General features: G+C 62.9%; 13 protein-coding genes and 1 pseudogene. 4 read left to right on the top strand and 10 right to left on the bottom strand.

Annotation, left to right across the window (positions count from 1 at the left end; all coding sequences use genetic code 11):
• Positions 1–2: 2 nt before the first annotated feature.
• Positions 3–473 (bottom strand): dUTP diphosphatase, encoded by a 471-nt coding sequence (gene dut / locus AC0JZ8_RS04285; RefSeq protein ID WP_471891889.1) that lies wholly within the window; start codon positions 471–473, stop codon positions 3–5.
• A 90-nt stretch (positions 474–563) separates the two neighbouring features.
• Between dut and AC0JZ8_RS04280 the strand changes: the two genes are divergently transcribed.
• A complete protein-coding gene (locus tag AC0JZ8_RS04280; RefSeq protein WP_471891888.1) occupies positions 564–2,144 on the top strand; it encodes a peptide chain release factor 3 in 1,581 nt (526 codons plus the stop codon).
• A 2-nt stretch (positions 2,145–2,146) separates the two neighbouring features.
• Here the strand turns inward: AC0JZ8_RS04280 and AC0JZ8_RS04275 are convergent, their stop codons facing one another.
• From AC0JZ8_RS04275 to otsB, 4 genes are all read right to left on the bottom strand, one after another.
• Positions 2,147–2,731 carry an IMPACT family protein gene (locus tag AC0JZ8_RS04275; protein ID WP_471891887.1) on the bottom strand — a complete coding sequence of 195 codons (585 nt, stop codon included), beginning with the start codon at positions 2,729–2,731 and terminating at the stop codon, positions 2,147–2,149.
• 49 nt (positions 2,732–2,780) lie between these two features.
• Positions 2,781–3,719 (bottom strand): threonine/serine dehydratase, encoded by a 939-nt coding sequence (locus AC0JZ8_RS04270; RefSeq protein ID WP_471891886.1) that lies wholly within the window; start codon positions 3,717–3,719, stop codon positions 2,781–2,783.
• Between the two features lie 153 nt (positions 3,720–3,872).
• The gene (gene otsA, locus AC0JZ8_RS04265; RefSeq protein WP_062454049.1) at positions 3,873–5,252 is read right to left on the bottom strand and encodes an alpha,alpha-trehalose-phosphate synthase (UDP-forming); all 1,380 of its coding nucleotides are present in this window, start codon (positions 5,250–5,252) and stop codon (positions 3,873–3,875) included.
• 35 nt (positions 5,253–5,287) lie between these two features.
• Complete coding sequence (gene otsB / locus AC0JZ8_RS04260) at positions 5,288–6,085, bottom strand: trehalose-phosphatase (protein ID WP_471891885.1); 798 nt, start codon at positions 6,083–6,085, stop codon at positions 5,288–5,290.
• A 192-nt stretch (positions 6,086–6,277) separates the two neighbouring features.
• On the opposite strand from otsB, the gene AC0JZ8_RS04255 reads away from it, so the two are divergent.
• On the top strand, positions 6,278–7,096 hold the full coding sequence (locus AC0JZ8_RS04255) for a class II glutamine amidotransferase (RefSeq protein ID WP_113166959.1): 819 nt from the start codon (positions 6,278–6,280) through the stop codon (positions 7,094–7,096).
• A gap of 3 nt (positions 7,097–7,099) precedes the next feature.
• Here AC0JZ8_RS04255 and coaBC read toward each other — a convergent pair whose 3' ends face one another.
• Positions 7,100–8,305 carry a bifunctional phosphopantothenoylcysteine decarboxylase/phosphopantothenate--cysteine ligase CoaBC gene (gene coaBC / locus AC0JZ8_RS04250; protein WP_471893322.1) on the bottom strand — a complete coding sequence of 402 codons (1,206 nt, stop codon included), beginning with the start codon at positions 8,303–8,305 and terminating at the stop codon, positions 7,100–7,102.
• Between the two features lie 146 nt (positions 8,306–8,451).
• On the opposite strand from coaBC, the pseudogene AC0JZ8_RS04245 reads away from it, so the two are divergent.
• Positions 8,452–8,813 (top strand): annotated as a pseudogene (locus tag AC0JZ8_RS04245) (glyoxalase superfamily protein); the annotation flags it as partial.
• 9 nt (positions 8,814–8,822) lie between these two features.
• Here AC0JZ8_RS04245 and AC0JZ8_RS04240 read toward each other — a convergent pair.
• A complete protein-coding gene (locus AC0JZ8_RS04240) occupies positions 8,823–9,695 on the bottom strand; it encodes a LysR family transcriptional regulator (RefSeq protein WP_471891884.1) in 873 nt (290 codons plus the stop codon).
• Between the two features lie 97 nt (positions 9,696–9,792).
• On the opposite strand from AC0JZ8_RS04240, the gene AC0JZ8_RS04235 reads away from it, so the two are divergent.
• Positions 9,793–11,061, top strand: a complete 1,269-nt coding sequence (locus AC0JZ8_RS04235) for an MFS transporter (protein WP_471891883.1) — start codon at positions 9,793–9,795, stop codon at positions 11,059–11,061.
• On the opposite strand, the gene AC0JZ8_RS04230 is transcribed toward AC0JZ8_RS04235, so the two are convergent.
• From AC0JZ8_RS04230 to AC0JZ8_RS04220, 3 genes are all read right to left on the bottom strand, one after another.
• Positions 11,058–11,843, bottom strand: a complete 786-nt coding sequence (locus AC0JZ8_RS04230) for a COG3904 family protein (RefSeq protein WP_471891882.1) — start codon at positions 11,841–11,843, stop codon at positions 11,058–11,060. The genes AC0JZ8_RS04235 and AC0JZ8_RS04230 overlap by 4 nt on opposite strands.
• Positions 11,830–13,197, bottom strand: coding sequence for a hypothetical protein (locus AC0JZ8_RS04225; protein ID WP_471891881.1), 1,368 nt, complete (start codon positions 13,195–13,197; stop codon positions 11,830–11,832). The genes AC0JZ8_RS04230 and AC0JZ8_RS04225 overlap by 14 nt, the downstream gene beginning before the upstream one ends.
• Before the next feature lie 93 nt (positions 13,198–13,290).
• Positions 13,291–14,877 carry an aromatic amino acid lyase gene (locus AC0JZ8_RS04220; RefSeq protein ID WP_209902942.1) on the bottom strand — a complete coding sequence of 529 codons (1,587 nt, stop codon included), beginning with the start codon at positions 14,875–14,877 and terminating at the stop codon, positions 13,291–13,293.
• Between the last annotated feature and the right edge of the window lie 55 nt (positions 14,878–14,932).

Raw genomic sequence — 14,932 nt, 5'->3', positions numbered from 1 at the left:
CGTCAGACGCCGGTGGATCCGAACCCGCCGGCGCCGCGTGCCGTCGCACTTGCCTCGGAAACTTCGACGACCTGCGCCTGGACAACGGGCGCGATCACCATCTGCGCGATCCGCATGCCGCGGGTAATGACGAAGTCCTCGTCGCCCAGATTGACCAGCAAAACCTTCACTTCGCCGCGGTAGTCGCTGTCGATCGTGCCCGGCGTGTTGAGGCAGGTGATGCCGTTCTTGAAGGCAAGCCCCGAACGCGGGCGGATCTGCACCTCGAACCCGGCGGGGATCTCGAACACGAGACCGGTCGGCACCAGGGCGCGCTTGCCGGGTGCGATGGTCAGCGGCTCGCCATCGGTCACGGCGGCACGCAGGTCCATGCCGGCAGCGCCTGATGTTTCGTAGGCGGGCAGATCGAGGTCCTGCCCGTGCGGCAGACGCAGGACATTGAGCACAGGTGAGGAGGGGGCTTGAATGATCATTGCCCATTACTTTGCGCCGCAGCGCGGCAGGTCAATTGCAATGGCGGGCTTTAGTCGCTAGATACCGCGGCAATTCACAGGATATAAAAGATGGCCGAAACCATTGCAGAGGCGGTCTCCCGCCGCCGCACATTCGCGATTATTGCGCATCCGGACGCGGGCAAGACGACGCTGACGGAAAAGCTGCTTCTGTTCGGGGGCGCTATCCAGCTCGCTGGCGAGGTCAAGGCCAAGAAGGATCGCATCCAGACGCGGTCCGACTGGATGAAGATCGAACGCGAGCGCGGCATCTCGGTCGTGACGTCGGTGATGACGTTCGAATATGCCGACAAGGTCTTCAACATTCTCGATACGCCCGGCCACGAAGACTTCGCGGATGATACCTATCGCACGCTGACGGCAGTTGATGCGGCGATCATGGTCATCGATGCCGCCAAGGGCATCGAGCCGCGGACGCTGAAGCTGTTCGAAGTCTGCCGCATGCGCGACATTCCGATCATCACCTTCATCAACAAGATGGACCGCGAAAGCCGCGACATTTTCGAGGTTCTCGACGAGGTCGAGGAAAAGCTGGCGCTGGATACGGCCCCCATCACCTGGCCGATCGGTCGCTCCAAGAGCTTCTGCGGAACCTACCACCTGGCCGATAACCGGGTGCGTGGTCCAGACAGCGAGGACGCGATCTCGGTCAACGGACCCCAGGCCGTCGCCGACCGACTGCCGGAAAACGAACGCCCGGCCTTCGTCGAGGAAGTCGAACTGGCGCGGGAAGCCTGCCGCCCGTTTGACAGAAAGGCCTTTCTCGAGGGTCACCTGACGCCGGTCTTCTTCGGCTCGGCGCTGCGCAATCTCGGCGTCCGGGATCTGATCACGGCACTGGCCGATTTTGCTCCGCCGCCGCGTGACCAGGTCGCCGATATCCGCACCGTGCATGCAAGCGAAGACAAGATGACGGCCTTCGTCTTCAAGATCCAGGCCAACATGGATCCGAACCACCGCGACCGTATCGCCTTTGCGCGCATCTGCTCGGGCAAGCTGGAGCGTGGCATGAAGGCAAGGCTTGCCCGCACCGGCAAGCAGATGGGCCTCACGGCGCCGCAGTTCTTCTTCGCCTCCCAGCGTCATATCGCCGATACCGCCTTTGCCGGTGATGTCGTCGGCATTCCCAACCACGGGACGCTTCGTATCGGCGATACGCTGACGGAAGGCGAAAATCTCGTCTTCCAGGGCGTCCCGAACTTCTCGCCGGAAATCCTGCGCCGCGTGCGTCTGGAAGATGCGATGAAGGCGAAGAAGCTGAAGGAAGCCCTGCAGCAGATGGCGGAAGAGGGCGTCGTGCAGCTGTTTTCCCCGGAAGACGGTTCGCCTGCCATCGTCGGCGTCGTCGGCGCGCTGCAGCTCGACGTTCTCAAAGAGCGGCTGTTGGGGGAATATACGCTGCCGGTCTCGTTCGAAATGTCCCGCTTCTCGGTATGCCGCTGGATCTCGTCGGATCAGCCGGCGGAGCTTGAGAAGTTTCTCACCGTCAAGCGCGGCGATATCGCCCGCGATCTCGACGGCGATCCGGTTTTCCTGGCGCAGGACTCGTTTTCGCTGCGCTACGAGTCCGAACGCTTCCCGGCGATCAAGATGGTCGCCATCAAGGAATATCACGTCGCCAAGGCGGCGTGATTTCAATCGAGCGATAGCTCCGACCTGCCGCTGGTGAGGTCGGAGATCAGCCTTGAAATGATGTCCTGCTCGCCTTCCGGTATCTGGATCCGCAGCTCGGCACCTGTCTCTGTGAACACTTCCTCGGTGATCTTCACGTCCTCGATCGACTGCAGCCGGGCTTTCGTTCTTGCGAGGTCGGAAAACTCGATGCTGACGGCACCCGTCAACGACGGCTTGACTTCAATAAGCGCGGCCCCCCTCAGACAGGCGGCCGCCGTGCCGCCATAGGCACGCACCAGGCCACCGCTGCCGAGTAGGATGCCGCCGAACCAGCGGGTCACGATGACGACCGCCTTGTCCAGCGACTGCCCGTCCATGGCCGCCAGGATCGGCTTGCCCGCCGTCCCGCTCGGCTCGCCATCATCGGAAAAGCGATAAGCTGATCCAATCCGCCAGGCCCAGCAGTTGTGAGTGGCATCTGTAACGCTTTGCAATGCGATAGCGTCTTTCGCTTCACCCTCGCTCGCGACGGGAACCGCGATCGCCAGAAAGCGGCTCTTCTTGATAACCTGCTCGAATGTGGCCGGCTGCTCTAGCTGAAACATGGTCTCAGCATTATCGCCGCCGCATCGCGAAGGGAAGTGGGGCGCTCGCTCAGCCGAAATCGACGTCCGTCGTGTTCGATCCGCACACCAGCACGCAGACGCGCTCACCCGATTGCGGACGGTATTTGCCGCACAAGACAGCCGCAAACGCCGCCGCACCACCCGGCTCGGTCACCAGCCGCGCGCCGGACCAGAGCGCCTTCTGGGCGTTCAGAATGTCCTCGTCGGTCACCAGGACCGGCGGCTCGATGAATGCCTGGGCCACCCGAAACATGAGCTGCCCCACCTGCCGTGGCGCAAGCGAGTCGGCCGCGATACCGCCCGCCGGTGCATCCACGGGCCGGCCGGCCTTGAAGGCTTCGTAAAGCGTCGGCGCGCGGTCGGATTCCACGGCGACGATCTTCACCCGGCCGCGCATCCAGGATGCGATACCGCCGATCAGTCCGCCGCCGCCGACGGCCACCAGCAACGTCGTGATATGCGGCAGGTCTTCCTCGATTTCCTTGCCGAGCGTACCTTGTCCCGCCAGCGTTTCCGCCTGGTCGAAGGCATGCACGGCCATCGCCCCGGACTGCGCGACATAAGCCTCGCTGGCAGCGAGCGCATCCGCATAGCGGTCGCCGCCGATCACGAGCTCTGCCCCGTAGGAGCGGATGAGATCTATCTTCGCCTTGGAGGCGACGCTTGGCACAAAGATATGCGCGGGCACACCGAGCTTGTGGGCCGCATAGGCAACCGCTGCTCCGTGATTGCCGCCGGACGCCGCAACCACGCCTGCTGCCTGCACCTCGCGGCCAAGAAGATTGGTAAAGGCGCCGCGGACCTTGAACGAACCGGAATGCTGCAACTGCTCGAGCTTGAGATCGACTTGGCATGGTTCGGCCCCAAAGTCCTGCATGTCCACCCGCATCGTCGGCGTGCGGCGGATATGCGGACGGATCAGGGTTTCGGCTTCTGCAATATGTTCGGCTGTGACTGCGACCGGCATGGAGACCTCGAAATGAATTGGCATCAATTCGCAGGTCGCGAAATGATGAAAAGACAATGGGATCTATTCAGCGCATTGGCGGCGGCCGGTCAATCCGCCTCTCTCAATAGAGGCCGAAGCCGCCCGTCATTGCGGGGCGGCTCCAGCGGATACTCAGTCCTCGATAAGGTCCTTGAGGAAGTCGTCGCACCAGCGATTGATGTCGTAGGTCAGCAGGTGGTCCATCATCATCTGCCAGCGCTGCTTGCGCTCGTCGAGCGGCATGCTGAGCCCGCGCGCGATGGCATGCGCCGTTCCCTCGATGTCGTATGGATTGACCAGCAGCGCGCCGCGCAGCTCGCGGGCCGCTCCGGCAAAGCGCGACAGCACCAGCACGCCCGGATCTTCCGGATCCTGCGCCGCCACATATTCCTTGGCAACTAGGTTCATCCCGTCGCGCAGCGGCGTCACGAGGCCGATCTTCGCCAGCCGGTAGAGACCTGCAAGTACCGGGCGTGGCACGGATCTGTTGATATAGCGGATTGGCACCCAGTCCACGGTGCCGATCGCCCCGTTCACGCGGCCAGCCTGTTCGGCCACCATGCGCTGCATCTGCTCGTACTCAGGCACTTCGGACCGCGATTTCGGCGTGATCTGCAGATAGGTCACCTTGTTGTGGTGATCCGGGTTGGTGGCGACAAACTGCTCGAAGGCGTCGATACGCTGCGTGATGCCCTTTGAATAATCCAGGCGGTCGACGCCGATGATGAGATCCTTGCCCTCGACGCTCTGGCGGGCCTTGCGCACCATCGCGTTCTTTTCGGCCTTGATCGCGAATTTGGAAAAGATCTCGGTCTCGATCGAGATCGAATAGGCGCCGCCCTTGAAGGTGCGCCCGAAGGTCGAAAACTTCTTGCCGCCGTCGATCCGCTCGCCGATCCCTTCGCGCACCAGCCCGCCGCCAAAATTGTCCAGATCGAAATCCGTCTGGAAACCGACCAGGTCATACTGCGAAAGACCGCGCATGATCTGCTCATGAACCGGCATGGTGAACAGCACGTCGGCTGGTGGCCACGGGATATGCAGGAAGAAGCCGATCTTGTTCTTGAAACCCATCTGGCGAAGTTCGGCTGCCAGCGGGATCAGGTGGTAGTCATGCACCCAGATGATGTCGTCTTCCTTGAGAAGCGGCGCAAGCTTCTGCGCAAAGAAGCGGTTCACCCGGAAATAGCCGGCCATTTCCTTGCGACCGTATTCGGCCAAGTCCATCCGGTAGTGGCAGATCGGCCAGAGCACCCGGTTGGCAAAGCCGTGATAATATTCCTCGACGTCGGTGTCGGTGAGATCGGTCAGCGCATAGGTGATCGCGCCATGCTCCTGCATCTCGAGCGGGCCGGGTTCCTCGTTGCCGCTGGAATTGCCGGACCAACCCATCCAGATGCCGCCGCGTTCCTCAAGGGCTGCCTGCAGGGCTACGGCAAGGCCGCCGGCAGGTGCCGCACCGGTCTTGTCCGGAACGGTGACGCGGTTCGATACGACCACTAGACGGCTCACGATATTTCCTTTCGAAAATGCATTCTCAAATCAGTTCAGGCTGCGGCAAGCTTGGCGATCAGCGCGCGCAGTTCGGCGGCCGATCCCAATGTTGCCGACGCGACGGTGTCGGCCGCGATATCGGAAATACGGATCGAGTGGCCGCCCAGCTTGTTGGCAACCCTGAACATCGCTTCATCAGTTACATCGTCACCGATCGCGATAGGCAACCGGCCGGCAAATGGCTCTTCGCTGAGAAAAGCCCGTAGCGCATCGCCCTTGCTGGCGCGGGCAGGGCGGATTTCCACCACCATCTTGCCCCGCTGCAGCGTAAAGTCGGATCCTGCCCGCTCGCGGTAGCGTTCCATCGCCGCCTCGACTTGCCCCTTGAATGTCGGCGCCTGTCGGTAGTGGGCAGCCACGGCGAGACCCTTGTCCTCGACAAGAACGCCCGGCCAGGCTGTTGCTTCCTCGGCAAGATCCACCTTCAGCGCCTCGAAATCAGGACCTGGCGTTACCCGCTCGATCGCTCCCGACATGGATCGTCTTTCCGCCCCGTGCAGGCCGGCAATCGGAAAGACATGCGGCTTGAAGAGCTGATCGGCGTAGGGCAGAGCCCGACCCGTCACCAGCGCCACGGCGCCGCTCAGTTTCGCGGAAAGCCGGGTCAGATTCTCGGCCAGATCGTCAGGCACGACGATACCATCAGGCGTATCCGCGATGTCGATCAGCGTACCGTCGATATCGAAGAAAACTGCCCATTTCCCGGGCTGGTTCAGCACTTCGTGCAGAATGTCGGTGCCGTCAGATGTGCCGGCATGCGCGTCCGCGCTCGATTTTGTATCATCAACCATGCAGCTTCATTTAGGCTTTGAAGCCGCCGCGACAACAGGCTGAGGCAACATTGCGTTGCAAAACGTGATGGGGAAGGGGCCACAAAACTGTCATCTGGGCCGGTAATTCATTTTTCATTAACCCTATTTCGAGACGCTTGATTTTCGACGGTTGCGTGCGTTGCAGGCAGACAGAGTGGAGCAGAAAGACAGATGTGTCGTTGGGCAGCTTATCGGGGCGAACCGCTTTATCTGGAAGAACTGGTCTCTTCGCCCGCCCATTCCCTGATCGAGCAATCCCACTGTGCCACACGCGCAAAGACCGCCACCAATGGCGATGGTTTCGGCATCGCCTGGTATGGAGACAGACCAGAGCCTGGCCGCTACAGGGACATTCTTCCGGCCTGGTCCGACTGCAATCTGCGCAGTATCGCACGGCAGATCCGCTCGCCACTGTTTCTTGCCCATGTCCGCGCCGCAACGACGGGCGCAACACGGCGCGACAACTGTCACCCCTTCGTGCATGGCCACTGGTCCTTCATGCACAATGGCCAGGTCGCGAGCTTCGAAGCGATCCGCCGGCCGCTCGAAAGCCTGTTATCGGACGAACTGTTCTCGGCCCGGACCGGATCGACTGATTCCGAGCTTCTCTTCCTGCTGGCGCTGCAGTTCGGCATGGATGCCGATCCCTTGGGCGCAATGGAAAAGGCGATCGCCGCCGTCGAAGACATCTCGATGGAACGGCTCGGCACGGCACTCGTGCGCTTCACCGCATGCTTTTCCAACGGCCGCCAGCTTTATGCGGTGCGCTATGCCACGGATCACAAGCCACCGACCCTCTACGCCGCACCGATGACGGGCAAGGGGTCGGATGCGGATGGATCAAAGACCGGTTACTGCCTGGTGTCCGAACCTTTGAACGACGAGGCCGATACCTGGGTAGAAATTCCAGACGGCAGCGCCGTCAAGGTCTGCCCGGATGGCATGCAGGCACTGCTCTTCCAGCCGCAGGCGCTGTCGAAGGCCGCGTGATCCTCATGCGAGCCGGGCCGCTATCAGCTCGGCGAGCCGCATCGCAACCTCGTCCTTGCCGAGATCGGGCCACGCATTGATCGCGGTCTCGCTGATGATCTTCACCTGATTGCGCATGCCGCCCATGACGCCGGTCTGAGGAGAGACGTCGTTTGCAACAATCAGGTCCGCACCCTTGCGCTGAAGCTTCGATCGCCCGTTCTCTTCGACATTCTGCGTCTCGGCAGCAAAACCGACGACAAGTCTGGGGCGCTTTTCGTGATGCCCGACAGTTTTGAGGATGTCGGGGTTTTCGGTCAGCATCAGCGGAGCCGGTGCTTCGCCCGGCATTTTCTTGATCTTCTGGTCGGCGGAGGAAGCCACCCGCCAGTCGGCGACGGCCGCCACCATGACGGCGATATCGGCGGGAAGATGGCTTGTCACGGCTTCGAGCATCTCGGCCGCCGTCTCCACATGCAGCGTCGTGACGCCATCGGGATCGGGGATTGTCACCGGGCCTGAAACGAGTGTCACATCGGCACCGAGTTTCGCCAGCGCCGCAGCAATCGCGTGGCCCTGACGGCCGGACGAGCGGTTGGCAATGTAGCGCACCGGGTCGATCGGCTCATGGGTGGGACCGGAGGTCACAATCGCCGTCTTGCCGGCGAGCGGCTTGGGCGAAGCATCCAGCAGCGCAATCGCCGCGGCAACGATCTGAAGCGGCTCTGCCATCCGGCCGGCGCCGGCCTCGTTGCTCTCAGCCATCTCGCCGACCATCGGGCCAATCATATGGATGCCATCAGCCTTCAGTGTCTCGGCATTGCGTTTCGTCGGAGGAGCCGACCACATTTTCGGGTTCATGGCAGGCGCCACCAGCACGGGCAGATCGGTCGCCAGAAGCACGGCGCTTGCCAGGTCGTCCGCCATTCCGTGGGCCATCTTTGCCATCAGGTCGGCACTTGCGGGTGCGACGATCACGAGGTCCGCGTCGCGCGCCAGCCGGATATGGCCGACATCCTGCTCGTCCTCGCGCGAAAAAATCTCCGTATAGACATGCCCGCCCGACAATGCCCCGACGGCAAGCGGCGTCACGAACTCCTGGGCAGCCCTGGTCATGACCGGCCGCACCGAGGCGCCGCGTTCGCGCAGCCGCCGGATCAGGTCGAGGCTCTTGTAAGCCGCGATCCCGCCGGAGATGATGAGAAGGATACGCTTGTCTTTGAGTTCCATAGCCCGCCCGCTTTCGAAGTGACCGGAAGCTAGGGTTTTGTTCTTGAACATGCAATCGTCCTGCAGCAAGAGTGGTGAAACTCCGATGAACGGCGGTCGCAATGAATGATTTCAAGTCGGTCGAACCTGCCTCAAGCCAGACCCTGATCCAGCCGGCCATCCCGATCTTCCGCATTTTCGACGTCGGCAAGGCGATGGAGTTCTATTGCGGGTTCTTAAGCTTCACCGTCGACTGGGAGCATCGGTTCGCTCCCGACGCACCGCTCTATTGCCAGATATCGCGCAGCGGCATGCTGATGCATCTGTCCGAACATGCGGGCGATGCCTCGCCGGGTGCCCGCGTGTTTGTCCCCATCACCGGTGCTGCAGCGCTCCACGGTGAACTCAATGCCAAGGACTATCCATATATGCGGCCGGGGCTGCATCAGGCGCCCTGGGGCTGGAGGTTTCGGTGACGGATCCGTTCAGCAACCGCATCACCTTCTGCGAACGCGAAATCAAAGGCTAACCGGTCGGCCTAGACCAGTTCGAACAGGTTGAGCGCGATCGGGGAACGCTGTGCCTTCATGACGGCGATCCCCAGCCGCGCCACCGGTCCCGGCCCCTCGATCGGCCGGTACACGACGCCCTCGATGGCGATCTTCGTGATCGAGCCCGGCACGATCGAGACGCCCAGCCCCGCCGCAACCAGATTGACCACGGACGGGATCTGCGGCGCTTCCTGCGTGACGTTGAGCTCGAACCCGGCATCGCGGCAGGCGCTCAGGATATCGTCGAAGAGGCTGAGACCCACCGTGCGCGGGAACAGCACGAAGGGTTCTCCCGCAAGCGCTGCGATCGGCACGGTGCTTAAGGTCGCAAGCTCGTGGTGCGCCGGCAGTGCGATCAGCATCGGCTCGTCCGCCAGACGTTTCAGCCGCACCGCCTTCGGGTCTTCCAAGCCTGGACGGATAAAAGCGGCGTCGATCTCACCGCGTTCCAGTTTCTCGATCAGCCAGTTGCTGTTCATTTCCGCCAGCGACAGCGCAACGCCCGGCCACTCGCTCCGGAAACGCCGGATAGCGCCCGTCACGACCGGGTTGAAGGCCGCAGACGCGGTAAAGCCCAGTGCCAGCTTGCCTGTCTCGCCGCGCGCGGCGCGCCGGGCAGAAAGTTTCGCAGCCTCTGTGGCCGCAAGCGAAGCCCGCGCTTCGGGCAGAAACGCTGCGCCGGCCGCAGTCAGTTCCGCACCATGCGGCACGCGGTGAAAAAGCGCTGCCCCGATCTCGTTTTCGAGATCTCGGATCTGCTGGCTGAGCGGCGGCTGACCAATACCAAGCCGCGCCGCAGCCCGCGTGAAATTCTGCTCCTCGGCGACAGCGAGGAAATAGCGGATATGCCTCAGTTCCATCGGTATCTGTAAAACCTATCAAGAACGCCTGCGCCATATATTGGATTAATGGGAACCGACTGGCTACGTTTGATGGATCTGAAAGGTCGAATTCCCCATGCCCGCCTCCGCATCCCTGAACGCCGATCTGCCCGCGGCACCGAACGGTCAAGCTCTTGCAGAAGCGGGCGAGGGGGAGAAGCTCTATCTCGTCCGCGGCACGCCGGCCTATCGTAGGGCAAGTCTCGCCTTCTTCATGTCGGGCTTTTCAACCTTTGCGCTGCTCTACTGCGTCCAGCCGCTGATGCCGATCTTCGCGCGTGATTTCGGCGTCAGTCCGGCGGCAAGCTCGCTGTCCCTGTCGCTGTCGACGGGCTTTCTGGCACTCGCCATCTTTTGCGCCGCCGCCGTGTCGGAGCGGTTCGGCCGCCGCAGCCTGATGTTCGTGTCTCTGCTCGGCGCCTCGATCTGCACCATCGCCTGCGCCGCCATGCCGAACTGGAACCTGCTTCTGATCATTCGTGCGCTTGAAGGCCTGTTGCTCGGCGGCGTTCCGGCGGTCGCCATGGCCTATCTGTCGGAGGAAGTCGATCCGAAAGGGCTCGGCGCCGCGATGGGCCTTTATATCGCCGGCAACGCCTTTGGCGGCATGGCTGGGCGTGTCGTCACCGGGGTTCTGGCGGAATATTTCTCCTGGCGCCTGGCGCTTGTCGGCATGGGCGCGCTCGGCATCGTCGCCGCCATCGGCTTTCTCGTTCTCCTGCCGCCATCGCGCAACTTCGTGCCGCGCAAATCCAACCTGCGCTATCATGTCGATGCCTGGCTCGGCCACCTGAACCATGCGGCCCTGGCACTACTATTTGCCATCGGTTTCCTGCTGATGGGAGCGTTCGTTACCATCTACAATTACATCGGCTTCCGGCTTGTGGACGCACCCTACAGCCTCGATCAGACGGAGCTTGGGCTGATCTTCACGGTCTATCTGTTCGGCATCGTCGCGTCCTGGGCCGCCGGTATTCTTGGAGATCGCTTCGGCCATTTCGCCGTCATGCTCACCGGCATCGTCCTGGCCTTTACAGGCGTCGTCATCACACTCGCCACGCCGCTGCCGCTGATCATTCTCGGCATCGTGCTGCTCACCTCCGGCTTCTTCATCGCCCATTCTGTGGCAAGCGCATTGGTTGGCCGGATGGCGAAAGGCACCAAGGGACACGCCTCCTCGCTCTATCTTCTGGGATATTATCTGGGCTCAAGCGTCGCCGGCTCGGTGGGCGGCCACTTCTGGAGCGCCGATGGCTGGTGGGCCGTATCGGCATTTACCGGGACCATGCTGGCGCTCGCCCTCGCGGCAGCACTGCTGTCGCGCAGTATCACGCGCCGCGGCTAGCTCTTCTTGGCCGATGCGTTGACGGCGGGAGCCGGCGAGGTCGTCAGTTTGAAATCCGTCATTTCCTTCGGCGTCAGATAGTACAGTCGGTCCGGCGGGGTCTCCAGTGCGTGCAGCCACAGGCCGGAGCCGATCCCCATTTCTTCGAGATGTCGCGTCACGCGTGCGGTCGTCGCCTGTGCGCCGGACATCGCCTCGTCGGCGCTCGGCCTGTTGCGGCCGCCGTTGAACACCTGGTGCACGCCGATCACCGCATCCTTTTGGGCCACCCGCGTGACACCGCCGGCAAACACGATGGGGCAGGAGGAAGCACAGAGCCCCTTGGTCACCACAAGCGTGGCCAGCTTCTTCTCTCGGATCAGCTTCGACATGGCGATCGCGTCGCCCACCGAGCCGCCGGGGGAGTTGAGCGACACCGTCTTCACATATTCGCCGCGGGCTTCGATCTCGGTCGCAAAGCGCTCGGCAGCACCCGGCTCGATCGCTCCTTCAGCCTTCAGAATGCCACCCGTTGTCAGGTTGAAGTTCATCGCCTTGCGCAGCACGTCTGCCGGGCTTGAAGGCTCGACGGGCGGCGCTGCCGGTCGCCCCTCGGTCAGCGCTGGTGGCAGCACGGGATCCGTCTCGCGCATCGGATCGTAACCCGGGCTCTCGGGCTTTGCAGTCGCGATCTCGCGAATGTCGGTCACGAGGAAAATGCCGGAAATGCCGAGCATCAAATAAAACACGCCGCGCAGGATGACACCGTCGTCGAGCCGGCGGATTGCCTCACCGATCCTCATGGCTGCGGTCCCGGCGCGTTTTCGGATCGAGACTGGTGATATTGGTATTCTCGTCGGCCTTTGCCTCTTCGGCCTTCACCTCGTCCGCCTTCCGCTCGGCCAATCGGGCGTCCTCCTCGGATGTCACGGGCTTTTCCATGGCAGCGGTCGCCTGTTCCACGCTCATGCCGCTGGCGCTGACGGCGCGCTGGACTTCGAGCGCCTGCAAAAGCTCGGCAGCGGTAATGCGCTCGGCAAACGGAAGCGGGTCCTCCTGTCTCCGGATCGCGCCATGCACGACGGCCAGGATGAACACCATCACACCCGGCAGAAGGTCGATGGAGATCGCGCCGGCCCAGGCGGGAATAAAGTCGCCGGCATATTCCAGAACGGCGCCGGCCGGCGAAAGCGGCACGAAGCGCCGTTCTCCGACAGTCGGACGCGACAGGATCTCGTCGGCAGCCTTGGCCAGCGCCTTGGATTGCGCGCTCACCGAAGCCTTCACCGTCTCCATTACCTGGTTCTGGCGGTTGACGAGGTCGGGCGCGGCGCCATCCGGCACCGGCGCAATAAAGCCGATCGCCAGATCGTCTGCCGCACGACGGATCGACGGCGCGATCGAGGTCTGCGAGAGCGAGGACACGACCCCCGTCAGCGCCACGGCTTCGGTTGAGAACTGGTCGGCGCGAGGTCCGATATCGCCCGGCGCCGAGACCAGCCCGCGCATCGCCTCAAGCCGCTTCTGGCCCTGTTCGAAAAGATCGGCCACCTGTTCGCGCGACCCGTTGATATTGCCTTCCAGCGATTTCATCTGGGCCGACATCTGGGTGAGCAACTGCACCACGCTGCCGGAGCCGGTGGTGCCGGTCAGCGAGCCGGACTGGCGCTCGACACCGGCAAGCTGCGAGAACCGCTCACCGGCGCGCTGGATATCCGGCAGCAGGCTCTGCGCGGCGATCGCGTTCTGGTGCGCGCGGTCGAGATCGGCCGTATAGGCTTCCACGGTTTCGGAAAGGTGCTGTTCGACGGCGGACGAACCGGCAAGTGCCGCAGCGTTCAGCCAGCTCGACATCGCCATGATCATCACGGTACCTGCGGCCATTACTGCCAGCATTGCCGTGCGCCCGGTCCGCGATGTGATATGCGGATAGAACCGCGCCATGTAGGACCAGAAGGCATAGATGCCGACCGACACCGACACGGAATAGATGATCGCGGCAAAGAACACCGCCGTCGGCGACCCGTCGAGAATGGTGCGGGCACCGAGATAGGTATAGACGCCCGATGCCAGGGCCAGCACTGCCAGCGCAAATCGCGTCATCGTTTCGACGGCAACGACGCCGTCCTGCAGCCGTCGGGAAGCGCCAAGCGCCATGGGCAAACTCCAAATGGCCACCTGGGGCACGCGAAAGGACTATATTCCTTCAAGAAAGTCTGAAGAACCCGGCGGAATAAAGGCGCATTACGCTCACGCTTGCGTGGGTTGTACGCCCTGCATGCCGAAGCCACCAAGCGCAAAGAAACCGTCGATCGCATGGATCGGCGAGATGGCGATCAGCTCTGTCAGGAAGGCCTCGGACGCGAGTTCTGCCTCGATCGCCTCAACCTCCGCCGAAAGCGGCCGATCGACCGTGTAGAAGGCTGCATGGCGGCGTACGGCATCGTAGATCAGCTTGACCGCGCCACCCGGCTCGTCGCCGTGGATATCCATGGCCTGGGCAGCAAGCAGCGCTTCCAGCGCTGCCAGTCTCTGCAGGGCCTGCACCTGTCGCTCGAACCGCTCGATCACCAGCGGCAGAAACGCTGCCTCGTCCTCCATGCCGCCGGCCACCACCAGCGACTGCGCCGAAACCGGGTTGGTCATCGACAGCACGCGCGAAAAGATCTCGCCGGCCAGCTTGATGATCGGCCCGAAGCCCGTCGCAATCACACCATGCGGAACCAGATTGACCGGCAGATCGCGGCGCTGGCCGTTTCCAAGAAGAACGCAGCGGTTGAAGGCATTGCGTGCCGCATGCGCCATCGTCAGCGATGCCGATTCCAGGAGCACCGTAACGTCGAGCGGCAGCGAACCGCCTGACGTCAGAACCCGGCCGTCGACGATCACGGGGTTGTCGTCGGAGCGGCCCGTCGCCGCCAGTATCTTGTGGCCGGCGGTCAGCACGCTTTCAAACACCGTGCCGAACACCTGCGCGATCATACGCAGGCTCAACGGGTCCTGGATTTGCGTTGCCTTCGGCCAGTCCCAGCCTTCGGACGCGTTGCACAGCCATTTGCCGATCATCGCCTCGCGTGGCGTGCCCACATGGGTGACGGCAATCCACGGGTCGCGGGATCCGCCCATCGCACCGGAAGCGGCCATGCCTGTGGCAAGCAGCGTTCGGATGGCGCAGGCGGCCGTGCGCGTCGCGTCGGCGGCGGCCGCAAAGCTGACGGAATTGACGCTGAGCGAGGCAAGGCTGTCGCGCGGCGCCATTTTCATCGGCGCGATGCCTGCCGCCGCAAAGGCTTCCGCTGCGGGCAGGCGGCGTCCCTCGAACATTGCCTCGCCGACGCCGGTCAGGACAGCACCGATCTGCCCCATCAGACCGATATCGGCGCAGCCGATCGAGCCGGTGCGCCGCACGACCGGAATGACGTCGGCCTGCAGCAGATCGAGATAGGCCTGAACCAGTTCGGTCGAGCAACCCACATAGCCCGTCAGCGCCGTGTTGACGCGCAACGCCATCGCATTGCGCACGACGCAGATCGGAAACGGTTCGCCGGTGCCGAAGTGATGGGCCCGGACGAGCCCGATATTGAAAGCGTCCAGCTCTTCCGGCGACCACGCGACGTCCTTCATCGCACCAACGCCGGTCGTCGCGCCATAGACGGGCGTGCCCTCGGCAATCGTGCTTTCCAGCACCAACCGCGCCGCAGCGACACGGGCAAGCCCTTCGGCACTGGCTGTCACGGTTACCTCGCCACGGCCGATCTTGATCAGCTCGGCAAAGCCGATCGGCTGGCCGGTGAGTTCGATTGTGATGCGGTCTGGGTTTTTGGGTGCGGCGGACATGGCATTCCTTTTTGCCCGCACACTAATTCATCCTGTCGTCCAAGGTATATCCCAG

Source organism: Velazquezella soli, assembly GCF_977018685.1.
This window is presented reverse-complemented; position numbering and strand designations above follow the sequence as displayed.